The organism is Shewanella bicestrii (genome assembly GCF_002216875.1).
GTDB lineage: Bacteria > Pseudomonadota > Gammaproteobacteria > Enterobacterales > Shewanellaceae > Shewanella > Shewanella seohaensis.
Window position 1 is genome coordinate 1,717,022 of record NZ_CP022358.1, and the last position, 24,911, is coordinate 1,741,932.

Genomic DNA, 24,911 nt, shown 5'->3' on the forward strand with positions numbered 1-24,911 from the left:
GCGCACGGATGCGCCCAAGGATGAGAAAAGTGCGGCTTAGAGCAGCACTAAGCTTAGTACATACACGGTCAGCATTGCGGTAACGCCTTGGATAAGGGTCGCCATGGTTTGTGCTTTATAGGCTTGTTTAACGCTCATGCGGCTAAATTGAGTCACTACCCAGAAGAAACTGTCGTTAGCGTGGGAGACTGTCATGGCGCCGGCACCAATCGCCATTACGGTTAACACGCGGCCCATATCACTGCCAAGACCAATATCGCCCAGCATAGGTGCGACTAAGGCCGAGGTTGCTACTAGGGCGACGGTGGATGAACCTTGCGCCGATTTCAGTGCGGCGGCGACGATAAAGGGCATAAAGATACCCACCCCTAGCGCCGACAGTGAGCTACCCAGGTAGTCGCCGATAGGGGTGGCTTTTAAGACGGCGCCGAAGGCACCACCTGCACCGGTGATCAAAATAATTGGGGCTGCGGCAACTAAACCTTGGCTGATGCGCTCGCTAAACTCGGAAATCTTGTTATCGCTTTTCAGTAACAGCAGTGACAGGAACAGACCGATAAGCAGGGCGTTAACGGGTTGGCCAAGGAAGACTAACAGACTGAATAGGCCTTCTTTGCCCAATGGTGCAGACGGGAAGTTGGCGATAGAGCCTAAGCAAATTAATAGGATAGGCACAAAAATCGGTGCAAAGGCCTTTAATGGGCTAGGGAGTGTGCCATAGCTTTGTTTTAAGGCTTCAAAATCAGCAGCTTGTGCTTTGAGTTCTTCCGCGCCTTCGCCATCGGGTTCAACACTGGCAAAACGGTTCGCCCATAACATCCCCGCAAGCGCGGCAACGGCAGCAACAAATAAGCCGACACCAATCACTAGGCCTAAGTTGGACTCTAGCCCTAAGTTACCTGCCGCGGCGATAGGGCCTGGTGTGGGCGGTACAAAGGTGTGAGTGGCATACAGGCCTGTGGCTAACGCCACGCTCATGGACACGCTCGAGACCTTCATGCGGTTGGCCATGGATTGTTTAAGCGAGTTTAAAATCACGAAACCCGAGTCACAAAACACCGGAATCGACACTAAATAGCCGATGATGGACATAGTGAGTGTTGGGAAGCGTTTGCCCAAGACTTTGATCACCACGTCCGCCATGGTAATGGCGGCGCCGCTCTTTTCAAGGATGATACCGATAATGGTACCTAACACGATCACCAGACCGATATAGCCGAGGATATTACCAAAGCCTGTGGTGATGGTTTTGGCAATATCGCCGCTCGGTAAACCGTAGGCGAAGGCGGCGATAAAGGCGGCCAGAATTAAGGTTAAAAACGGATGGAGCTTAAATTTTGAGGTCGCGATAACAATAAATGCAATCACGCCGATGAGGATGAGCACTAAGTTCATATGTTTTCCCGTTCAGTCTTGGCTGAAGTTCTTAAGTGGTTTTGGCTGTTTTTGTAGGGCGCGGTCTTTATTTGATCCCAAGTCCAAATAAAGGCTGCTTTAAGGTCAGCCTATTATTGAACACTGTCAATTGAATAGCTTTGGGTAAATCGACGGAATTACGGGCAGAACTGGCCCTTGTTTTGTGCGTATGCACAAAATAAGGGTCGTGAATTCGAATGTAATGCTAAGAATATTGTTGAGCAAACGCGAGCAGCGAGCCACGCTTATTGACGACGGATAAAGGACTCGACATATGCCGCGGTGCGGGCATTGAGGATGGGGTCATCCGATGCTGCTATGCCTTTGGGTAGGAGCAGAGGATTAAAGATGCTTCTATCACATTGTTGCACTTGAGGATCGCTGTCGCGCTTGCCATCAATCACTACTTGGCCGACGAAAATGCGCGGACGGTTTTCGGGCCAAAGCACAGTCGGGTTATTAATCTCATCGCCTTGTTCCGCTAACTGAATATACAGATCCCACTTGGCAGGTTGAGACTGAATTCGCTTGAGTAATTCAGGCTTGAGAAAGCCATCATCGAGTTGTGTCAATGTCTTCTGGGTGAGGGCTTGCGTGCCCGCGACGGGTTCGAAAATCCATTTACCCGCAATGCTGTTATTTTGCTTGTCGGTAAACAGAAAACTGTTCACCCCAAAGTACTGGCTATTGGCAAAACTCGGGCTCGGCGGCAATTGTTTTAAATAGTCGAAAAAGGCCTTGGCATCGGGCTTATTATCGATAAGCCATTGTTTACCTTCGGCGCCTTGCTTGCTCTTGGTTTGGAACAGATAAAAGTCCTCTAGGTTACTGGCAAAAAACATCGGCACATTGGTGGTGACAAAGTTGAGGTTTTCCCGCTCGCCATCGATTTTTAATGACATAAAGCGCCCCGGGGTTTTATCGGACAGCTTAGGATTAGTGCCGCCGAGGGAAAAACGAGCGGTCACTTTGATGGGATTTTGCTTAAAAAAGGGAATGTTGAGTGAATCGTGCAATTGGGGATTGGGGGCAAAGTAGCCCGAGGTACAAAACCCTTTTGTATGATTACGCAGTTTAACTTTTTTACCCGCCTCGCGACTCGCTGCATCTGGCGTGCCGTTCACTGCATCTACTAATTCTGGAATGGTACGCTCCGCCGCGCTGGCAAGTGGGGCGACAAACATTGAGCTGACCATTAGGCACGCTGTGGCGAATGAGCTGAGTTTGGCATGATATGGCTGCATGGATTTCCTTCCTTAACAATTTAACCGTATGGGTGTCTTGTGCATTGATAGGAAAGGACGAGGCGAAATTATCTTTCACTCATTTTGTGAATATCTGGCCAGAGGACGGCAAAACTAAGCCAAGACTGCTGGATTATGCCTGAGCTTGTATGAGTGAAATATCTTGGCTAATTTCCATTCATTCATAGAGTTAACGCTTGCTGATGTTGAGTCTTACGCTAGTGGTGATATGGGGCACTACTCGAGTCGGTAATTTGAGGTATCTATCAACTGCCCAAGATAAAGGCTTAACAATCCGTGGAGGGAATGGATGTCACTCTTGGTGAGTTGCTGAATTTTATCTAACCGATACCTTAGGGTATTTCGGTGAATAAACAGCGCATTGGCGCATTGCTGTGCATCACCAAAGTGAGTGATATAGGCGGCTAGGGTTTTGCGTAGCTGACCATTTTTATCGGCCTTGGCTAATTGTTGGTAGGGGCTGGCCAGCGCCTGACCACGCCAATCATGTTTGAGCCCAGATAACAGCACTTGCAAGGAGTAGTCTTCAAACAGGTATTTAGTGCCCTCGGGGTTAAGCTGCTTGCCTAAGTTCAAGGTTTCCTGCGCGGTTTGGTAGGAGCGCGCAATGCCGCCTTTTTCAGGGAAAAAATGCCCAAGAGCGATTTTAAAATTTAAATCCATCTGCGCTGGTAAGCGCTGCAGTAGTTTATCGATACGCTGGTTTTCAAGCTCGGGATCCCATTGTTTACCATCTAAAAAAGCTGGTTTTAAGATCACCAGTTGCGACATCGAGGTCATGGCAATTAAGTTGCCGCGATCGGGATTTTGCAGTAAATGCAGCACTTGCTTGAGGATTTCGCTGACTCTGGGATTACGCTCGTCTGCGCTTTGCTCGCTCTGGACTAATGAAGAAAACGCAGCGGATTTTTGCTGGATTGGCGTGGATTGTTTTTCACTGACTTCAATAATGGCTGCCACTCGCGGCAGACTGATATCGATGTCGAGTTGTTTGGCCCAGCGATGCAATTGCTCATCGTCATCGGTTTGCGCCTTAATTAACTGCAGAATAAATTCTTCACGCTGACGATTTTCCCACTGCAGCTGATCCTGCTGGTTGGCTTGCTCGACAATCATCTCGGCGGTCATTTTTAGCAGCTCACCGTAGTGGGTTAACTCGGCCGGATCGCCAGTAATACCAATCACCCCAATAATTTGCCCTTGATAATGCAAGGGTAAGTTGATGCCGGGTTTGACGCCATGTAAGCCTGAGGCTACTTCTTCACTCAGTTCCACATTGCGGTTTTGGGCGATGGCAAGCAGCGCACCCTCGTGGGTCGAGCCAATACGTTTGGGATCGCCGGAACCTAAGATCACGCCCTGGCCATTCATCACATTGATATTGTGCCCAATGATTTTCATGGTGCGACTCACAATTTGTTTAGCGATGTGTTGATCCAAAACGTACATAACTCACCTTAATTTTCAAAGGATTGATACAGAGGTTCGCCTAAACGGCGACGCCATAAGGGTAAAGGCAAACGACAGAAAAGGGCAGGTGTTTTTTTATCTTCTATATGACCCGTCCTAAATAGCGTTGACACTTTTCAAACTCATTTTGGAGAGTGTAATGACTTCAACAATTAAACGAACTCAACGCGATTATTCCCTCGCTTTTAAATTGGCGGTTGTCGACCAAGTGGAAAAAGGCGAGCTGACCTATAAGCAGGCGCAAGACAAGTACGGTATTCAAGGTTGCTCCACCGTGTTAGTGTGGTTACGCAAGCATGGCAAACTGGATTGGTCCCTAGGGACGCCGCCAACATCAATGCGAGGACAGTTGATGACTGAACCCACCACGCTCACCCCCGAGCAAAAGATAAAAGCCCTCGAAGCCGAACTGGAAGATACCCGCATGAAAGCGGCGTTCTTCGAAGCCATTGTCGAAAAACTCAGAACTGACTACGGGATATCCGTCGTAAAAAAGCCACCCGCGAAACGCTCCAAGAAAAAACGGCCATAGGTTATGGCGTCACCCAATGCTGTCGTTACCTTGGCATCAGTCGCCAGGCGTATTATCAACAATGCCAGCGGCAAACAGAATGGGAGCAAAGGGAGCAACAGGTGGTGCAAATGGTACAATATGAACGGCTACTTCAACCGCGAGTCGGTACGCGTAAACTGCAGTATTTACTCAACAAAATGCATCAAATAGTGATAGGACGAGACCGGTTATTTCGCTGTCTTAGGGCGCATCGTTTGTTGGTCACGCCTAAGCGGGCGTACCATAAAACGACCCATAGCCATCATCGATTTAGGTGTCATCCCAACTTGCTTAAGCCCAGCGAGCAGCAAGTAGACATCAGCCGCTCAGAGCAAGTCTGGGTGGCGGATATTACCTATCTGCCACTGCAAGATAATGAAGCCTATTTAAGCTTGGTGACCGATGCCTGGTCACGAAAAATCGTGGGCTATCATGTTGATGATAATCTTAAAACAGACGGGGTGCTAACGGCCTACAAACGGGCGCTGAAGCAGCGACAAGATAAAAGTAAACCGCTGATACACCACTCAGACCGAGGGATACAGTACTGCTCAAACGCGTATCAAGCGGTTCACGCACAACATGGCGTGACATGCTCAATGACAGACGGATATGACTGCTATCAAAATGCCTTAGCAGAGCGAGTGAATGGCATCTTGAAGCAGGAGTTTTTAACACATAAGCCCGCAACGCTGGAGGAGGCGCGACAAATGGTGACAGAAGCGGTAGCCATCTATAATCAACGGCGGCCACATTTGGCCTTAAAATACAAAACGCCCGATGAGGTTCATCGAGCGTTTTAGGTGGAAATAAGTGTCAACTTATTTCAGGACGAGACAATACTGAGAATTGAACCTCACTCTTGTTAACCTATTTTTAACAATTGAGTTGGGGAAAGGTTATGGCGGTATTTTGTTCCCTTAAGTGTCATTTGTCCCTTTGTGGACAGGGCGAAGGATATCACGATGAAAGTCTATCTCTTACCTTCTGTACTCAGTATGTGCGTTGCGGCAAGCCTTCAGGCGCAGGCCGCTGAGTTCAACGTTAATCACGGGCAATCCCTCTCGGCAGCGGCAGGGTTGAGCCAAAAACACAGCTTTAAAGAGGTCAAAACGGTAACGCTCAATAAAGGTCAAAGCAAAACGAAAGCGTTGCAGTATTTCGATGGTGTGCTGGTGTATGGCCATCATCTGGTTGTGAGCACGGATGATACAGAACAAAGCGCCATGGGGGATGTGGCACAAATTGCGGATGATTTTTCGGTAGCGGCAGGGATTTCTCAAGGGCAGGCGATTGCGGCGTTGAATCGGTTATATCCAGGTTCGGCGGCAACCGGTAAAAAGGATGTGCAACTGGTGATCTTGATGACTGAGGATAACCCGAGGTTAGTGTATCGGGTGTCTTACTTAAGCGATCAAACCGATGCGTTATCTCGGCCGACAGGTTTTGTCGATGCGCAAACCGGCGAGGTGCTTGAGCACTGGAATGAGATCATGACCGCCAAGAATAACGTGGGTAAACCCGGCGGTGGTGGAGGCGGCTCAGGCGGCAGCAGTACTCCCTTGGATGCAACGGGTCCTGGTGGCAATGCAAAAATCGGTGGTTACTACTACGGCAGTGATTACGGTTTTCTTAAGGTGAGTGAGTCTAATGGTACATGCACTATGACCAACGCCAATGTGAAAACCGTGAACATGGCGAACTCGACTCGTCGTGGTTCTGTGTTCACTTTTACTTGTCCGGAGAACACTTATCAGGCGGTCAATGGCGCTTATTCGCCTTTAAATGATGCCCACTATTTCGGTGGTGTTATTTTTAATATGTATAAGGATTGGTACAACACTGCACCGTTAACGTTTCAGTTAGAGATGCGGGTGCATTATGGCCGTAACTATGAAAATGCCTTCTGGGACGGCTCGGCCATGTCCTTTGGTGATGGTGCGAGTTACTTCTATCCCCTCGTGAGTTTGGACGTTTCCGCCCATGAAGTGAGCCACGGCTTTACCGAGCAAAACTCGGGCTTAAATTACAGCGGCCAGTCCGGCGGTATCAATGAAGCGTTTTCGGATATTGCCGGTGAGGCGGCCGAGTTCTACATGCGTGGCAGTAACGACTGGAAAGTGGGCTACGACATAGTTAAAGGCAGTGGTGCACTGCGTTATATGGATAATCCGCCTAAGGATGGCCGCTCAATCGACAATGCTGCCAATTACACTAGTTCCATGGATGTGCATTATTCCTCAGGGGTGTTTAACAAAGCTTTTTACACACTGGCGACCAAGAATGGTTGGAATACTCGCAAGGCGTTCGATGTGTTTGTGTTAGCGAACCAGCTGTATTGGACACCAACCTTGACCTTTAACCAAGCGGCCTGTGGCGTGCAGCAGGCGGCGAGTGCCAATGGTTCTGCCTATCCTGTGGCGGATGTGGCTGCGGCATTTGCCGTGGTGGGCGTGAGTTGCCAGTGATATTGAGAGCCGTGCAGTGTTTTGAGGGACGCTTAGGTCGCTCGCCAAAACCTTTCTAAGCTCCAGTTTTTGAGTTCTAGTTTCCGAAAGCCCCTTAATGGGGCTTTTTATTGGGATTTGATTAGGGTTTATATAGGCTTAGAACTTGCCAGCAGGCCTGCGATACGCGCTTGAAGTGTGGGGAGCTGTTCGCGCTCAAACTCGGGATGCTGTTTTAGCCAAAGATTGTTGCGCGGGCTAGGGTGGGGCATGACCATCAGCCTAGGCCAATATAACGACCATTGTTCAATGGCTTGGGTTACTGTGATCTTCTTGTTCGTTTGTGGGGTAGATATCGCTATCGCTTGAGAGCTTAACGCTTCGTCTGTCGTATCTATGGCACGTGTGCGCGGTAGATGGTAATCAATGGCATATTGACCAAGGACCAGCACTAATTCTATTTGTGGCATCAAGGCCAATAACTTCGCATGCCAAGTTGCGGCGCACTCGGGGCGTGGCGGTTTATCACCTTGCTTTTTTCCATTGCGTTCAATGGTTCCCGGAAAACAAAATCCCATCGGCACTATGGCAAACAGTGCGGGGTCATAAAATTGTTCCCGACTGACATTAAGCCAAGCGCGCAGCCGCTCGCCACTGGCATCGTCGAAGGGGATGCCCTTATGGTGGGTTTTTACGCCGGGGGCTTGGCCGGCGATTAAGATCCGTGCTTGGCTACTGGCTTGCAAGATCGGCTTCGCTGGTAGGGGCAATTCGGCCTGACACAGTTGGCAAGCGCGGATTTGTTTGAGCAATACACTGAGCTCGGCTGAGCAGTTTGGTTTGATAGCTGGGGGCGACATGTCTGTCATCATCAAGCCCCAAGTTTGCTCAATAGCTGGTAGAGCCAGTACCCAAAGAGCGCATAGGAGGCGACTAATACAAGGTAACTCAATAACTTGGCGCCCAAGGCTTTAGTGGGAGCCTTGGCATGAGAAGCTAATGCAATATGGCCCAAGATAATCGCAAACAGGGCGCAGGGTGGCAGTAGATAACTGATGCCTAACACGAATAGGCCACCAAGACTCAGCAGCCAGTTCGCGTGTTGCTTGCTGGGCTGATTAAGTTGGCGTAACTGCAGCGGTAATAAAATCAGCCCAACGCCGACAATGATCATGCCGAGATTGAGTGCAAAGTCACTCCAAGCACGGTGATCATAAAGGGTTAAGGCAAAGGCGAGTAGAGGCACTATCAGTGCGGTCAGCACGTGGCGTTTGGCAAAGAGGGGATTACGATACTGACCCGCAAAAAAGAATAGCCCCTGCATCAATGCGTTGATAAGAGTAAATCCACCCAGTCCGACGATGATAAATAAACTCGCCGTGCCACCGCTGGAATCGAATGCCATGGCAGGGGTAGCGAGCAAACTTAAGCCTATCGAGGCGGGCAGAGGCGATAAACGCCAAAAACGCCACAAGCAACAAGTGAAGGACGACATCTAAGATCCAATGATAGTAAACGCACCGAATTAACATCCGCTAAAGTGCCAGTAAACTCAAGGAATACCTCATTTTCGGCGTAAGTTTTGCCTCAGAGTCTGATCTTATTCAAGATTTTGGTCGCAGGAATAGACTGGACCTGTAACTAAAGCGCAGTGAGTGTTAGTTGGCAATAAAAAAGCCCGCAGAGCGGGCTTTTGATTATCAATAAACGCAGATTAGAGCTTGTAACTCATGCTCAGCATCAGCATTTGTGCGGTGTAGTCATGGCTGTTGCTGCCAAAGCCTACGACGTTCCAAATGCCATCAACGGCGATATCGTTAGCGGCGTCATTGTCCTTATAGTTCTCAATTTTGTAATCGAAGCGTAGCGCGAGTTTCTCGGTCGCTTGATATTGAGCGTATAAGTTAATGTTATGGACTTTGGCAAAATAGTCGCCATAGTCGCCGGTGATACCTTGTCTGACTTGAGTGTTACTGTCGGAGTCTGAGTAAGTGTAATCCAGACCTAGGCGTAACTTGTTCTCCAGCAGATTGTTGTAACTGATGCCAGCGCCAACCACATCCACTTTGTCTTCAATAAAGCCAGTCCAGGTTGGAGTGCTGTAATTGCTGCTACCCGCTTGTTCTGACTCTATGGTTTGGTGGTTGTAGAAGGCCGTTGCCAGTAAGTCAGCGGTGATCATATAGCTGATATTGGCATCGTAACTGGTGTCTTTTGACTCAGTTAAGCCAATCACAGTATCGGTATAATCATCCAGCGCATAACGGGCACCGAAGTCTATGGTCAGGCTTTCGAGTGGCGTGTGGGTGATGCGTGCTTCGATTTGGGTTCTGTCACGGTCAGCCAGATTGTACTTACGTAACAGGCTGTTGGTTTCAGAAGAGGTCCATTCAGACGCTTGGTATTGTGAGCCGTCACGGTTGCCGTAACTGCCTTTTACCCACATGTCCCACATGTCGAAGCTATTGACGCGCAAACGGGCCCAAACGGTGTTCTCATCAGTGCTTTCACGGTCTTGATACTCACGTTCGTCACGCTTGAAGTCATAACCACCATCGAGCTTAATGCCGTGGGTAATGCGATAATCCGCCGCCACTTTAAAGCGCTGTGTGCGGTTATCGTAAGGGGTGTTATAGGCCACCTTACCACTGACATTGTTGATGCTGATCTGAGTCCACTCTTCGATTGGGGTATTGTTGTCACGGTCGTAATAATCGTAACTACCCGTTAAGCGAAGGGAGTTGCTGACCTTGCTCACGACTTTGAGGTTCATGCCCAGCAGATCGACTTTGGCGTCTACCGCATCCGTTGGCAGTTGATAACCGTAGCCAGAGGTTACCAGTGACTGATCTTGGCTCATTTGTCCGGTTAAAATACGGCCAGACAGTGAGTTACTGCCGTCGTTATACTGACCCATCAGCGACACTGTGTGTGACTGGTTATCGGGATCGAGTGCAATGGCACCAGTCGTTTGCGCACCAAAGGTGGGGTTGAAGGCACTGTCAAAGTTCAACTGGTTGTATTCATTTTTGAAAATTGAACCATTGTAACTGAGCGCTGTGAACCAACGATCGCCTTTGAGTTTCACGCCCGCTTCTATGGTGTCAGTGGTGTAATCCACGGGTTCTGCCAACATCATAGATTGGTTGAAGAAGCTACCAGAGGTTTGTTTTAAGCCGGTTTTTTCTTCACGCATGTAGTTCACATAGGTGCTCCACAGCGATTCCCCCTGATATTCGAACCCAATGCCTGCGCGTTCACGTTTCAGTGATAACTCGAGGCTGTTGAGGCTGTCCATCAACAGTGGCATTTGGCTGCTCGAACCTGCGGTGACCCAGTTATCGGGCAAGGTCAGGTTATTGCCGCCGATACCAGAATAGGGCGAGAGGGCACTATTGCTATCGTAAGTGGCTATTTGGCGGTAGTTCAGATTGATATTGTACTGGCCTTGTTTGCCCGCACTCACATCTAAACGTCCGCCGTCCATTCCCAGTTGATAGGCTTCAACACTGGCGCGGTAACCTTTTTCACCACGGTAGGCAAGGTCTGCATCTAACTTGCCCGCAACTTCGTTTTTAGAACCAAAGGCATTGGCTGAGCGAATGTCCTCTTCGCCATTGTAACTTACGCCGACACCAACAGTGCCAGATACGCCCGTTTCAACCACGCAGCCTTTACAGCTCCATGCTGAGAGTTTCACCTTGTCGGTATTGGCGTTGGCGAGGCCATAACCATCGGCAGCTACGGCTAAGCCTGTGTTGGCTAATAACGCTAGAGTGATCAAATTGAGTTTGAATTTCATCTTCTCGTCTCCTTAGCGCTGTAATAGCTTGCCAGATGGATGGTTAGAACCATGGACCTGACTATGGCAATTTAAGCAGCTTCTTCCACCCGTAAAGGCATTGTCACCGACATTTGAACCTAAACCAGTGTTACCTAAGTAGGCATTGCTGGCGTGGCCATCGCTGGCGTGACATTGCTGACACAGCTGCGGCGCACGGGTTTTCAGCATGGCATCGTTCACGCTGCCATGGGGATTATGACAAGTGACACAGTTTTCAGTGACGGGTGCATGCTCCCAGAGTTTTGGGCCGCGCTTCTCGGCGTGACAGGAATAACAAGTTTCGTTAATGCTTGGCTTGTTCAGGTCAGAATCTGTCATGCTCCCATGGGGATTGTGACAGTCGCTACAGGTCATTTGTGCCCATTTGAGTGGGTGACTTGAGCGTTTATTCATATCCGCTTTTTGCTTAGTGTGGCAGCTTGTACAGACGTCCATCTCAGTGTTTTTAGATAACACAGGGTCTTTCGCGACGTGAACTTGGTGGCACGAGGCACAAGCAACATCGGCATTGTCATGGTGACCGCCATTCCAAGACATACGCTTATCGTCTTGGTGACAGCTCATACATACGCTGTTTTGCTTGTCGGCACTTAAGGTCGATTGCTTACCAAAAGTGATCATCGGCTCGTTGCCGCCCTTGTTGTGTTGACCCATAGGTCCGTGGCAAGCCTCACATTGTAGGCCAGCCATTGGGCTCTTAGTGGAGTCAATGGCGCCGTGGACACCTTTGAAAAGGTCCATGACTTTTTCGGATTTCTTGTGGCACATCAAGCAAGAGTCGGCACCTTTAGGTGAGTAGTTGCCTTCGGCAAACTTCTTATCTAAGGTCGCTTCGACGTGCTCTGGCGTCATTTTTTCATCCCACTTGGAGGCGTGAGCACTCGGTGCGATGGCCAATGCCATGACCGCAGACATCATCAATGCCGGCAGTAGGTTTTTCATTTTGTGGCTGTTCTTCATAATAGGCTTCCCAATTTGTCCCAACAAAATTCAAGAAAGGGGGAGCGAACTCCCCCTGCTTGGGCAAATTACATTTTCACTTGAGTGTGATCTGCAACTGTTGGGGTATGGCAGTAGAAACAGGTTTCTGACTGTGCCGCTTGGTTGGCTTGAACATAATCACCGTTCACAATCGCGCCCATATTTTCTAAGCCGTGGCCAATAGATTCTGGCGCGTGGCATGAAGTACAAGTTGCCGTGATTGGGGTGGTGTATTTACCGGCAGAAGTGGCCAGTGCACCCTTCACTTTGAACGCGTCTAAGTTGAAGTCGTTGTGGCACTGAGTACATTCTTTGATAACGCCTTGCTCACCGTGAACTACGTGCAGTTTCATTTCGAAACCACCTTTGTTTGCACCGCTTGCATAGGTACCATCAGGGGTATGACAGGCCACACAGGCATCCACACCGACAATTGGCTTACCGTTGGCGTCTTTGGCATGTGAAACTTGTTCTGTCATCACAAAGCCTGAGTGGTGACCTTTGTGTAGCTCGAAGGTATCACTGTGACAGTTTTGACAAGTGCTGAAGTTCACTGAGTTCACATGGCGCATGCTAGGTGCATTGCCTGATTTAGTACCGAAGACTAAGTCAGCTTTCATGCTAGTGGTTGTGCTCTCTGCAGTACAAGCCGTCAGCGTGGTGCCAGTGTTACACATTTCCAGACCGATAAAGGTAAAGGCGGTATCAGTATCGCCAGCACCAAATGGCAGTGCAGGGGTGGTGAATACCAGTTTACCGTCAACTAAGGTCACACCATCTTGCAGTGCACCATCTTTAACGAGGTCTTTGGCTATCTTCGCAGCACCGCTACCTGGGCTCTTGTTGTAGCCCATGATTGGGAAGTTAGGACCGACGTTAGTGATCGTTTCTAAACGTTTGATCTTATCTTGTACGCTTGCTGCATCGATGGCATTACCGTCTTTATCTAAGATAGATACGGTTAATACCGCAGTATTGTCTTCTTGACCCGCAAGCGTTGCAGACATACCTAACTGAGCCATGACAGCTTTCTTCTCAGCGGTTTTGCCTGTGTGTAACTCGGCGGTCCAATTGCTGTTGTGACAAGCGATACAGTTAGAGTTATCTAACTGCTGAGAGTGGCCTTTGCCTGCGGCAAAATCAACGGCAGTATGGCAGCTACCACAGGTTGCGGCGGTTGGAATACGTGACCAGTTGCCCCAATCAGGTGCGGCTTCGGTTTCAACGTGACAGCTTTGGCAGCTTTCTAACGAACCTAAGGTGAGGTCTTTATGTTTAGCGTGGACTAACACGTTAAATTCTTTACCTACACCCACTTTGCCAGAAGTGTGGCAAGTCGCGCAGTAGTTCACATCTGAGTAAGCGCCGCCGTGTTTCACATTGGCTAAGTCTTGGTGGCAAGCATTACAGCTTTCTGTGGCGACGACTTTGCGGCTGTAACCTGGTGTTGCACCTGTGTCAGCGGTAAAATCAACATAAGCGTTGCTATTAGGGACTTGTGTGCCATCTGGTAATGGCGTGTTGTAAGCGCGGATCAGAACACGTTGCGCTAACTGATCGTTGTAGGTGATCTTAGCGTTGGCGCTGAGGTTCATCTTGAAGGTGTAGCTGTAGTGGCCGTTCTTCATGTCCACGAAGGTACCTGGACAAGTAGATGCCACATCACAGGTCTCATCACCAAAGTATTGCCACTGAGAGGCATTACCGGCACCTGTTGCACCCTGTGGAATCAGCTGAGCTGCAGCAAAGCGCATTTTCTGCAGACCAACAACGGGTAAATCGTCTTCGTTAGTGACGGTGAATTCCACACTTGGGACACCGTTAGTCACTACTGATTTGTTAAATGTAAAATTGAGTTTTTGAATGGCTGGAGCTGGCTCGCCACCGGGTTCACCGGGTTTACCATCGTTACCATCACTTCCGCCACAGCCGGTTAAGGCCACAGTGACAGCACTTGCTGCGAGCAGCAGTGCGATTTTTGATTTTTGTGCGTTCATCATTTTTTTCCCTGCATAGGTTTGGCATTACTTAAGCGCTTGTCTTCTTCGCCCGACAGATTCTTTGTCTGTGCTTTGGTCTCGAATGCGACTTAAGTGGATGCTGGAAATAGAATTCCCCAAGGAAAGGCTAACCTAACATGCCCCTAAAATCTTCAAGGCCTTTGCTAATGTGTGACTTGGATCTTTCTATTTCTAAAGAGGTAGTTAAACCACAGGGGAAAAACAAATTTAGATCAAAAAAACGGCGGATAGTGAGGAGGAAAATAAAAAAGAGAGAGGGGTTACCTCTCTCTTTTTGTCCAGTCTCTTTAATCGCTAAAGAGGTGGTTTATTTAGTTACCGTGAGCTTTCATTAATTGAGTAGGAGTATGGCAAGTTGCACAGCCTTCAGACGCACGGTTTTGAACATCCGCAGCATCGACTCCATCTAAAATACCGCCGTTAGCTTCAATGTGAGACTTAGCCGCATCAGACAGATACTTCTGGTGACAGCTTAAACATGCACCCGCATCTGAAGATACCCAAACACCTGCTTTATCATAGGTTGCTGAGTTTGGATAAATCCATGTACGCTTGGGAGCTCGGCCAAGTTCGATGCCTGTGACGACACCACTTTTTTCGACGTGGCAAGTTGCACAATCGCTCTTAAGAACAGTGCCTGATTGAACGCCAGCATATTTCAGATAGTGACCTTCTGCTTCATGGGCTTTCCAGGCAAAGCTGGTTGCTTGATCGAACTTACCAGAATTTCGAACAGTCTCTTTAAGTGCTTTGTCTGGAGTATGACAAGTCTGGCAGTTCACGCCGTTATCGTAATGCAGAACTTGCTGATTGTGACAGCCTTGACAATTTGAAGTGTCAACAATAGGACGACGGCTAGCTGGAGACGCTGCGCTATCTACACCATTGTCTTTCCAGACAAAGTGGTAAGGGGCTTCTTTCACAGGCACTTTACGTACGTTAGCCACACTACAATCGGTGGGAACGATTTCGGCAACACCGTAACCCCCATTGTTGAAGCACACTTCTAATGCTGACCAGAGTTCAAAGGTTTTACCGTTAGCGTCGGCAGGTAAATTAAAACTGCTTCCTACTATAGAGTAAACTTTCGTTGCCTCATTGTAGACGCCCGTTTTCAACTGAATACGGCGAGCATTGTAAGAAGCATCTGCATAGCTTGGGTAATCTTTATCAGAATCCCATGCCACTACAACGCGTGAGTCTTGGTTTACATATTTTTTATCGATAGCGTTGCCATCTTTATCAACCACTTGAACATCAAAGGTAATCTTACCTGTGTCATTCACACCCACATTGCTGAACTTGATGCCCATTGCTTGAGTATCAGAATAGGCTTTCAGTACATCACCATGACGCTTAGCCGCGCTGCCAGTACCGCCGTATGGTTCGGTCGCATTGTGGCAAGACATACAATCTGTGCTGCTGTGGTGTGAAGATGGTTTTTCGGTATGACAAGCAATACAAGCTTGATTGCTTAAATCGGCTTTGAAGAGGTCTGCATTCGCAGGCGCTCCCGCACCTTCAACGTGACATGCTGAACAGTCCGCGGCAGGTTTTAATGGGAAAGTCACTTTACCGTAGTCGTGTAATGAACCACCGTAACCGACAATCTTGTAAGGCGCTGGAACTTCTGCACCTGTCTCATCGAAGGTATGACGCTCACCACCTTTGTGGATAGCGTGGATCATGTAAGTGAATTCAATGCTATTGCCTGATTCTGGGTCGCCAGAAGTTGCAGTATGGCAAGAGGCACAGTTTTCAAGATCAATACGACGACCACCATGCAGCTCTAAGCTTTCTGGTTGGTGACAGGTATAACAGGCTTGGATAGAAACCACATTGCGGGTTTGAATACCTTCAGTCTTACCTGTAGACGGTTGCCAATCGAAATGGGCGTTGGCCACAACCTGTGGTAAATCCAGCTCCATTGTGGCGCGTTGAGTCGCATCGGCACTGTAAGTGACTGTGAGTGGCTCAGTTACATTGGCAATGTTGGCCTGATAGGTGTAGCTATAGCTACCGTCACCGTGGTCAACTAAGCAAGTGTCGCATTTATTTGCCGCTTCCACGTTGGCTTGGTATTGGGCCGATGGATTTAGGTTATCGACACCTGATGGAACTGTACCAGGCTCTTTTTTGGCATTGATATAGGCTTGCCATTGATAGCCGCGATCCGCTGGTTTAGCTGGATCGTCCGTTGCTTCAGTCACATGGGTGAGCTGAGCAATACCGAATCGTAAATCGTGATCTTTCGTTAAGCCGAGTACAGCCACACCATTGGCATTTTCCAATGTAAAATCAACGGTGACTTTGCCTGCATCAACAGTGGCGTTTGTGAATTTTGCTTTTAACGTTGAGGTTGAGTCGATATTAACACCAACAACGCCTGGTTTACCGTCTTCACCATCTTTACCATCACTGCCACCGCAACCAGTGAGAAGAAGTGAAAGTAAACCGGCACCCAACATCGCTTTTGTTGCGGTATTGAAATTGAACCGTTTCATCATGATATTTCCCTGCAATAGTTTTAATCATCATTAAGCGCTTAGCAAATAAGAATAAATCTCATTAACCGCATTTAATGTGTGGAATTAGATCCCACCTGTAAGGCTAACTAAGTCATTGGTATTTATCAGTCACTTTAAGCGGGTAATGTGATTGAGATCTGACTATTTCTTTAGGGGTAGATGACTGCATAGTATGAGTTCCTTTTATATTTGCAGTAGCAGGCCTTTTCGGCCTGCATCATAGGGTTATTTAATAGGGTGCACTTTTAAAACGTCGGCGACAGCGCCTTGTCCGTGGCAGAAAGCACAGGTTTCTGTGACTGCGGTGGCGTCGGCTTTTGTTCCCGCAAACACCGCGCCTTGCTGCATCATATGGTTGCGGGTGGTATCACTTGAGTGACAGTTACTGCACACCGCAGCTATTGGGCTGGTAAAGGTACCGTTGTTCAGTGCAAGTGGTTGAACTGCTGCGTTTAAGGGCAGGGCAACCGTTGAAACTCCCGCAGCATCTTTGATATGGCATTGAGCACAATTACCGATTTTGCCTGGGTAGTTGAGGTCTTCAAAACCAGCAAATTGGCTGGTATGGATCCCATGGATTAACTGCTTAAAGTCAAAGGAGGTAATGGAGGGATTTGCCGCTGTCGCATCGGCTTGCATATTCGGGTTGTGGCATAGCTGGCATTGGCCCGCTAAATCGTTGCGTGCGCCATGAATATTCAGTTGTTGATCGCCGTGGCAGCTAGCACAGTTGGCATTGCTAATGACTTCGCGTCTGCCAGTGGCACTCAGGGCTGACATATCAAAGTAACTATGGCTTGCCTTGATAACCAGTACTTCGGCAAGTTCAGTGCTGCAATCCACTAATACTTTATCTTTGGCGCAAACTCGACCTTGAATCGCTAAGCCGCCGTGGTCCGCTTCAGTTCCCGCCGGAATAGTGAGACCCGAAATGGTATAAGTGTAAGTGCCGTTGCTGCCAGAGACCGGTGTGGACTCGGGTAGACGAATTGAGCGCGCGGAGCGAGTACTGTAATCGAAACTGGTTCCCCAGTTAGCATAGACCCTTAGGTCGCTGATAAATTTGAGCTTATCTGCGCTATCACTGTATACAGTACCGGTGGATGGATTGCTTAGCGTCACGGCAACTGTCACTGTGCCATTGGCATCCATGCTTGCGCTGCTGATGCTAGGACTAAACTGGGCTAACGCAGCTGTTTGATCTTCATTACCGTGTACGTTGGCGGTCCAATCGGCATTATGGCAGGCAACGCAATTGCTGTTATCTGCTTGCGCAGGATGGCCTTGGCCCGCAGGGAAGTTAATTTGGGTATGGCAGGCTCCACAGGCTTCCATGGTGGGGACTCTATGCCAGTTTTGAGCTTCGGCTAAATCAGGATTATCAACGTGGCAAGTCTGGCAATTACTGATGGATTGAGGGAAACCCGCTAAGTGTTTGCTGTGGATCATTTGCGGGAAAATATCCGCAGGATTACTGACTTTTTTACTGTTATGGCAAGTTACGCAGGTTTCAACTTGGTTGTAACGGCCACCATGGAAAGCCAAATTACTGTGACAGCTATTACAGGTTTCAATAGTGGTTAAGTTACGGGTGTAAGCGAGGGTATTGCCCGAGGTTTGCCAATCGTAGTGTTGATTGGTAATGGGGAGCGCCGTGCCATCGGCTAGTGCATCTCCGCCGAGTTTAATGACGACTCGTTGGGTTGCATCGTTAAGGAAGCTCACACCATTCATGCCGTTGAATGTGGCACTAAAACGATAGCTGTAATGGCCGTTTTTATGGTCGACAAACGTGCCAGGGCAAGAAGTGGCGCACGTTTCAGAGGTGAAATGTTGCCACTCGCTGCTATTACCCGCACCTGTCGCGCCCTGAGGCAGTAATTGCGCTGCAATGAAGGTGGCCGAGGGAATACCGACCACGGCTTCATCATCTTGGTTGCTCACCTGATAATCGACTTGGGCGATGCCGTCGGTCACGGCGACTTTATCGACCATGATGTTTAGGCTAGCGATCGTCATCGCGGGTGGTTTACCTGGCTCACCGGGTGAGCCATCGTTACCGTCACTGCCACCACAGGCGGTAAGTAGGGTGGTTAAGGCCAGCAACAGACTGAATTGTGTGCTAAATCTTGCAAACTTGTTCATATTTCTATCCTTGGAATACGCTGTCAGTGCCTAAGTTACATTTGGTAGCTTAAGGTCAAACCTAAGTAATGAGCATTGTAGTCGTGGCTGATATCGCCAAAACTGAGCACATTGGGGACTGTGTCCCAAGTGGTGTTTTGGTTTTGCCAGTTTGCATCTTGATATTTCTCGAACAACCAATCGAAGCGTAACGACATACTGTCGGCCAGCTTATATTTGGCGTAGGCGTTAATATTGTGCTTGCGACTGTAATAGTCACCGTAGGGACTATTGATACCGTAGGTGACTTCGGTGTCGCTTTGGCCATCGGAGTAGCTGTAATCCAAGCCAAGATCTAAACGATTATCCAACAGGTTTTGATAGGCGATACCCGCGCCAATCAGGGTCGATTTCTCTTCCGAGGTGCTGTACCAATCTGGGGTTGAGAAACGATTGCTTCCGGCCTGTTCGGAATCGCGCCAGTCTTGGTTGAGATAGGCGTTCACACTTAAATTGTCGCTAATCAAATATTGTGTGGAGACGTCATAGCCAAGGTAAGAGACTTGGGTGAGCCCGACCAAGGTGTGGTCGTAGTCATCGTCGATGCTGTGTAAACTCGCGCCTACAGATAAGCCGATATCACTTTGATAATCTGTGTGTAGGGTGATTTTTTGACGTTTCCTGTCCGCGAGATAGGATTTACGTAGCCAAGGGTTGCTTGGACTTTGGGTGCTGGTCACAGGATTGTATTCACTGCCATTGCGGTCTAATGCTTCTCCCTTTAACCAAGCTGACCAAGCGGGGGAATAACGGTAGCTGAGTTTGGCAAATAGCCCCGATTCGTCAACGGATTGCCTGTCTAGTTCAGAATAGATGACTTCATCACGACTATATCCCGCCTCAGCATAGGCCGACGGGGTTAAGCGGTATTTTCCTTTAAGATCGAATTGTTTGCTGCGTTTATCGTAGAGGCGATTTTGTTCTGCGCCTTGATGAAAGCTGTCGGTCACGACCTGCGGGAAATCCAGTTGAGCTGTCTTGTTTTCTCTGTCTTGATAGTTATAACTGGCTTGAACACTCAAATCCTGTGTGATGCGTCCTGAATACTTAAGCACCATATCTAGGATGTCTACTTGAGCATCCAGATTATCAGTTGGCAGTACAGGAGAGGGGCCATTAATGGTCGCGGGAAGAAAAGCCTCATCCTGCGACATTTTGCTGATACCCGCGTGCATAAGGATGTTATGGCCATTTTGGCCACCACTGGCCTCGGCGGCGATCCGATAGGCCTTGTTATCGGGGTCGACGGCATTTTGCCCAAAGTAGGCCGCACCAAATGTGGGCGTATAAGCCGATTGCCATAACAGTGCCTGATGATCATTCTTGTATTGGCTTATCTGGCTGTTTATGCCCGCTTGCCAGCCTGTGCCGCCAAAATAGACTCTGGCATCGATTTCATCTGTGCTGTCATCGATTGGCTGCGCCAACATCACACTGTTAGTGAGAATATTTGCGCTGGTCTTTTTCGCACCACTGCGGTTTTCATGCTGGTAGTTTACCGAGGCTTTGTAGCGGCTGCTCGATGAGATATGGCCAGCATAGTAACCGCCGAGGTTGAATCTATCCCGTGTAATGCTTAAGTCCTGTTCAATTAAACTCGATTGCAGTAGCGGCATGGATTGGGTCGTTGCTCCCTCTACCCAATTATCAGGCAAGAGCATCTTATCGTTATCGGTGAGGTAAGGGCTCTTTAGCTGATTGTATTGATAATTGGCGAGACCTTTATAACCCAATTGGATTTGATAGTGTCCGGGTTGGCCTGTGGTGAGCTTGGCTGAACCTGTGTCAAATCCCAATTTATCGGCTTCTAGCCGAGTTTGGTAACCACTCTCTGCCTGATATTGCATATCGGCGCCCACGGCACCGACCATGCCATCTTTATCCGTGCCAGTGCGATTACCAAAACGACTGTCTTCACCGTCATTGTAGGCGAGGGTGGCGCTGACGTTACCTTGGCGCCCTGTTTTGGGCTGGCATTGCTTGCAGCTCCATGCCTCACTTTTTACGCCACTGCGATTCGCTTTTTGGATTTCATATCCCTCAGCATGGGCTGTGTTGAGTACGCCACTAATCGCCCAAGCCAGTAATGTGAGTGAGAAACAAGCTTTAGGAGTCGATATGTTCATTATTTGCATGATCATTCCCTTGTTATCTCTGGAGCAACTTGCCGGATGGATGGTTTGAACCATGCACTTGTCCATGGCAATTCATACAGGAACTACCCGAGGTGAAGGCATTGGTTTGATTACCAAAGTAAGCATTACTGCTGTGGCCATCGGAGGCGTGGCACTGTTGGCATAACTGTGGCGGTTTACTGATAAGCATGGATTCGTTGACGCTGCCGTGGGGGTTATGGCAGTTCGCGCAATTATCGGTGACTGGCGCATGTTCCCACAATTTAGGACCGCGTTTTTCGGCGTGGCAGCTGTAACAGTTTTCGTTGACGCTCATTTGCTTCAGACTGGCATCATTTAAACTGCCATGGGGATTGTGGCAATCGCTACAGACCATTTGTTGCCATTGCAATGGATGGGATGAGCGTTTGTGCATATCCGCTTTTTGCTGGGTATGGCATTGGGTACAAATCGCCACTTCGTTGGCTTTGTCGCTGATAGGGTCTTTTGCTACGTGTACTTGGTGGCAGCTACTGCAGGGGATATCGGCATTATCATGGTGATTGCCTTTCCACGCGATGCGTTGATCGTCGTTATGGCAACTCATGCAGACACTGTTTTGTTTTTGTGCGGGAACGGGGGAATTCTGGCCGAAGGTGATCATCGGCTCTTTGCCACCCTTGTTATGATTACCGAGTGGGCCGTGGCAAGCCTCACACTGTAGGTCGGCCATGGGGGAATCTTTGACATTAGGATTACCATGTACACCATCAAAAATGGCCATCACAGTGGCACTTTTTTTATGGCACATCAGGCAAGTGTCAGCCCCTTTGGCGGAGTACTTACCTTCGGCAAATTTTTTGTCCAAAGTCGCGACGACCTCCTCGGGTGGCTTGTCATCCCAAGGTGCCGCTAACGTTGAAAGGCTGAGTATCGATAACATCACAACAAGCATAACCTGAGTTATGCTTTTGAACTTTAACCCAATATCCATGTTCATCTATTCCCGAGTGCGTTTTATTTGTTATTTTTCAAGCTTTCGACATCACTAATTTAGCTGATTAATACTAGAACAAATTTGCGACAATCGCGTAACATTTTTGTGGTCATTGACAGTAAAGAAGGATGATTTTGTTAGTGATAAATGACAAAGTGTGATCTTGTTCTCACTTTGGTTTGTGGGGCACTCGTTTACAGCTCATTGACTTTTACTCTAACTTGCGAAGAGTGATGTGCCTTTATGGGGATTTTTATTTTTGGTCAGGCGTTTATTCATTGAGATTTTTGTCACATAATACTCAACACAATTGAAAACTATTATCGTTACCAGTCATAAAGCTTGATCTAGGTAAAGTTATTAGAGCCATCGCTCAGTTACAATGGGCGCAGTTTTTCAAGCTGAAGCTGTTACAAGGTGAAATAGGTAATGAAGTTAAGCGAACTCAGTCCCGGTGACCGTGGCATTATTTCTGAAATCGGGCGTTTAGATCTGCCGCAGACAGTGAAGCGTAAATTATTATCCATGGGCATCACCCCAAATACACGATTTTCGTTGATCCGCAGAGCGCCAATGGGCTCTGGTTTAGAGTTGGATATTCGTGGCAGTAAGCTTTGTATGCGCAGAGACCTGGCAGACATCATAGAGGTGGAAAAGGCGAATGACTAAGCAGTTTCATTGCGTCACTGTTGGTAACCCAAACGCGGGAAAATCAACACTCTTTAACGCGCTAACCGGCGCGAATCAGCAAGTGGGCAACTGGTCTGGTGTGACCGTTGAGAAAAAAACCGGTCATTTTACCCTTAATGGCGCCGACGTTTACTTAACCGACTTACCCGGTATTTACGATTTACTCCCCGCGGGTAATAGTTGTGATTGTTCCCTCGATGAGCAGATTGCTCAGCAATACCTCGCCGAACAACGTGTCGATGGCATCATCAACTTAGTCGATGCGACCAATATCGAGCGCCACCTTTATTTGACTGCACAACTACGTGAGCTGTCGATCCCTATGGTGGTGGTATTGAATAAAATCGATGCGGCTATTAAGCGTGGGATCCGTGTCGATTTAAAGAAAATGAGCCAAGAGTTAGGTTGCCCTGTTATTGGCGTGTGCTCTCGCGATCCCGCCGATGTGGCTAAAGTGCAAGCGCAGGTTTTGGATTTACTTCAAGGTCGCGTATCCGAAGCGCCTCTGCTACTCGATTACGACGAACAGATTGAAGCGGGCGTGCAACTCCTTTGCAGTAAAGACCCCAACTTAAGCCGTGGCCGCGCTTTAGCGATGCTGGGTAACGGTTCTGGTTGTGGCAGCTGCAAAAATGCCGAGCTACAGGATGAAGTCAGCACTTGCACCGAGCAAATTGCGCAGCAAGGGCATGACATCGAAGTGATGGTCGCTACGACGCGGTTTAACTTTGTGGAGCGAGTATTCCAAGGTTCCGTTAAGACCGATGGCTTCCTCACGCTCAGTGATAAACTCGACAAATTAGTGTTACATCCCGTGCTTGGCATTCCGGTGTTCTTATTTGTCATGTATCTGATGTTTATGTTCAGCATTAACATCGGTAGTGCGTTTATCGATTTCTTCGATGTGTTTGTCGGGGCATTACTGGTCGATCATTTTGGTGCATTCCTTGGCAATATGGGCGCGCCAGCATGGCTGGTGACGATTCTCGCGGGTGGCGTCGGTCAAGGTATTCAAACCGTATCTACTTTTATTCCGGTTATCGCAGCGCTATTTCTCGGTTTATCTATCCTTGAAAGTTCAGGCTATATGGCCCGCGCGGCCTTCGTGGTGGATGGCTTAATGCGCCGTATAGGCCTACCGGGTAAAGCGTTCGTGCCTATGATTGTTGGCTTTGGTTGTTCGGTGCCAGCGATTATGGCGACACGTACCTTAGGTAGTGAGCGTGAGCGTATCGTGACCGGTATGATGGCGCCCTTTATGTCCTGCGGTGCACGTTTACCTGTGTATGCGTTATTTGCGGCGGCGTTCTTCCCTGACTCTGGTCAAAACCTGGTGTTTTTACTGTACGTGATTGGGATTTTTGCGGCGATTGGTACAGGGTTATTACTGCGTAGCACCTTATTACCAGGCACAAGCAGCGCGGTGGTGATGGAGCTGCCAAGCTATGAAATGCCAAAACTGAAGGCTGTGATGGTCCGCACTGGTAAGCGAACTAAGAGCTTTATCTTAGGTGCGGGTAAAACCATCGTGCTTGTGGTAACTCTGCTTAACTTTATCAATGCGATTGGGGTCGACGGTACTTTTGGCCATGAAGATAGCCAAGCGTCACTCTTAAGTGTGGCGAGTCAAAAGGTGACACCTATCTTTGCTCCTATGGGGATTGAGCAAGATAACTGGCCTGCGACTGTGGGGATTATCACGGGTATTTTCGCCAAAGAAGCAGTAGTCGGTACACTGAATAGCTTGTATGCCAATGTTGCCCATGAAGATGCAGAATTAACGCCATTAGCGGATAGTTTCAGCGAAGCGCTGGCGACGATTCCTGCTAACCTGTTTGGCTTGGATTTAGAAGACCCGCTTAAATTATCTGTGGGCGATATTTCTAATACTAACGTGGCAGCAGAGTCGCAAGGTGTGGAAACCTCTACCTTTAGCGCCTTACAGTCAGGCTTTACCACTAAAGTGGCCGCATTCTCTTACTTGCTGTTTATCTTACTCTATACTCCCTGTGTCGCCGCGATGGGCGCCTTAGTGAATGAGTTTGGTACTCGCTGGGCAACCTTTGCAGCCACTTGGACATTCTCACTGGCCTACGGCAGTGCAACCATTGCTTACCAAGCGGCAACCTTTGGTGCACATCCACTGCAATCGAGTCTGTGGATTGGTTTCTTCCTCGGAGCGCTCGTGGTGTTCTACCTGTGGCTCAAACGTAAGGGCCGTAGAACCCAACAGATCATTCCTGGCGTTAGGATCATTACCGAGTAACCGCTGAGTAATAAATGTCAGCTTAGTAATGACAAAGATAAAAGCAGCTTTCATGGCTGCTTTTATTGTTTTACTATCCATGCCATAAACCATAGTTTTTTATACTGGGCATTGTAACTGGCCGAGATCTGTAGG

16 protein-coding genes are annotated in these 24,911 nt (G+C 48.5%); 4 read left to right on the forward strand and 12 right to left on the reverse strand.

Annotation, left to right across the window (positions count from 1 at the left end; all coding sequences use genetic code 11):
• Window positions 1–36: 36 nt before the first annotated feature.
• The 3 genes from CF168_RS07475 to CF168_RS07485 all read right to left on the reverse strand — a co-directional run bounded on the left by CF168_RS07475 (window position 37) and on the right by CF168_RS07485 (window position 4,130).
• Window positions 37–1,395: a GntP family permease gene (locus CF168_RS07475; RefSeq protein ID WP_089067480.1), complete on the reverse strand. Its 1,359-nt coding sequence runs from the start codon at window positions 1,393–1,395 to the stop codon at window positions 37–39.
• A 266-nt stretch (window positions 1,396–1,661) separates the two neighbouring features.
• Window positions 1,662–2,660 (reverse strand): catalase family peroxidase, encoded by a 999-nt coding sequence (locus tag CF168_RS07480; protein WP_089067481.1) that lies wholly within the window; start codon window positions 2,658–2,660, stop codon window positions 1,662–1,664.
• A gap of 237 nt (window positions 2,661–2,897) precedes the next feature.
• Window positions 2,898–4,130 (reverse strand): sugar diacid recognition domain-containing protein, encoded by a 1,233-nt coding sequence (locus CF168_RS07485; protein ID WP_089067482.1) that lies wholly within the window; start codon window positions 4,128–4,130, stop codon window positions 2,898–2,900.
• A gap of 160 nt (window positions 4,131–4,290) precedes the next feature.
• On the opposite strand from CF168_RS07485, the gene CF168_RS07490 reads away from it, so the two are divergent.
• Together CF168_RS07490 and CF168_RS07495 are read left to right on the forward strand one after the other, a co-directional pair.
• Window positions 4,291–5,507 (forward strand): IS3 family transposase gene (locus CF168_RS07490; protein WP_089067288.1). Its coding sequence is split into 2 segments (ribosomal slippage): window positions 4,291–4,639 and window positions 4,639–5,507, totalling 1,218 coding nucleotides; the frame shifts between segments, so codons are not numbered across the junction.
• Window positions 5,508–5,669: 162 nt separating this feature from the next.
• Window positions 5,670–7,172 (forward strand): M4 family metallopeptidase, encoded by a 1,503-nt coding sequence (locus tag CF168_RS07495; protein ID WP_089067483.1) that lies wholly within the window; start codon window positions 5,670–5,672, stop codon window positions 7,170–7,172.
• A gap of 128 nt (window positions 7,173–7,300) precedes the next feature.
• Here the strand turns inward: CF168_RS07495 and CF168_RS07500 are convergent, their stop codons facing one another.
• The 9 genes from CF168_RS07500 to CF168_RS07545 all read right to left on the reverse strand — a co-directional run bounded on the left by CF168_RS07500 (window position 7,301) and on the right by CF168_RS07545 (window position 21,823).
• Complete coding sequence (locus CF168_RS07500; protein ID WP_167373592.1) at window positions 7,301–8,023, reverse strand: uracil-DNA glycosylase family protein; 723 nt, start codon at window positions 8,021–8,023, stop codon at window positions 7,301–7,303.
• The gene (locus CF168_RS07505; protein WP_089067484.1) at window positions 8,023–8,646 is read right to left on the reverse strand and encodes a hypothetical protein; all 624 of its coding nucleotides are present in this window, start codon (window positions 8,644–8,646) and stop codon (window positions 8,023–8,025) included. Before CF168_RS07505 ends, CF168_RS07500 begins: the two co-directional genes overlap by 1 nt.
• Before the next feature lie 219 nt (window positions 8,647–8,865).
• Entirely contained in the window at window positions 8,866–10,953 is a 2,088-nt protein-coding gene (locus CF168_RS07510; RefSeq protein WP_089067485.1) for an MtrB/PioB family decaheme-associated outer membrane protein, read from the reverse strand.
• A gap of 12 nt (window positions 10,954–10,965) precedes the next feature.
• Window positions 10,966–11,955: a decaheme c-type cytochrome MtrA gene (gene mtrA, locus CF168_RS07515; RefSeq protein WP_089067486.1), complete on the reverse strand. Its 990-nt coding sequence runs from the start codon at window positions 11,953–11,955 to the stop codon at window positions 10,966–10,968.
• Window positions 11,956–12,023: 68 nt separating this feature from the next.
• Complete coding sequence (locus tag CF168_RS07520; RefSeq protein ID WP_089067487.1) at window positions 12,024–13,976, reverse strand: OmcA/MtrC family decaheme c-type cytochrome; 1,953 nt, start codon at window positions 13,974–13,976, stop codon at window positions 12,024–12,026.
• Between the two features lie 332 nt (window positions 13,977–14,308).
• Window positions 14,309–16,504: an OmcA/MtrC family decaheme c-type cytochrome gene (locus CF168_RS07530; protein ID WP_089067489.1), complete on the reverse strand. Its 2,196-nt coding sequence runs from the start codon at window positions 16,502–16,504 to the stop codon at window positions 14,309–14,311.
• 246 nt (window positions 16,505–16,750) lie between these two features.
• Window positions 16,751–18,670 carry an OmcA/MtrC family decaheme c-type cytochrome gene (locus CF168_RS07535; protein WP_089067490.1) on the reverse strand — a complete coding sequence of 640 codons (1,920 nt, stop codon included), beginning with the start codon at window positions 18,668–18,670 and terminating at the stop codon, window positions 16,751–16,753.
• A gap of 35 nt (window positions 18,671–18,705) precedes the next feature.
• Window positions 18,706–20,844 carry an MtrB/PioB family decaheme-associated outer membrane protein gene (locus CF168_RS07540; RefSeq protein WP_089067491.1) on the reverse strand — a complete coding sequence of 713 codons (2,139 nt, stop codon included), beginning with the start codon at window positions 20,842–20,844 and terminating at the stop codon, window positions 18,706–18,708.
• A gap of 13 nt (window positions 20,845–20,857) precedes the next feature.
• The gene (locus CF168_RS07545; protein WP_089067492.1) at window positions 20,858–21,823 is read right to left on the reverse strand and encodes a DmsE family decaheme c-type cytochrome; all 966 of its coding nucleotides are present in this window, start codon (window positions 21,821–21,823) and stop codon (window positions 20,858–20,860) included.
• Between the two features lie 426 nt (window positions 21,824–22,249).
• On the opposite strand from CF168_RS07545, the gene CF168_RS07550 reads away from it, so the two are divergent.
• Together CF168_RS07550 and feoB are read left to right on the forward strand one after the other, a co-directional pair.
• Complete coding sequence (locus CF168_RS07550; RefSeq protein ID WP_011623257.1) at window positions 22,250–22,489, forward strand: FeoA family protein; 240 nt, start codon at window positions 22,250–22,252, stop codon at window positions 22,487–22,489.
• A complete protein-coding gene (gene feoB / locus CF168_RS07555) occupies window positions 22,482–24,776 on the forward strand; it encodes a Fe(2+) transporter permease subunit FeoB (protein ID WP_086902556.1) in 2,295 nt (764 codons plus the stop codon). Before CF168_RS07550 ends, feoB begins: the two co-directional genes overlap by 8 nt.
• Window positions 24,777–24,911: the final 135 nt, after the last annotated feature.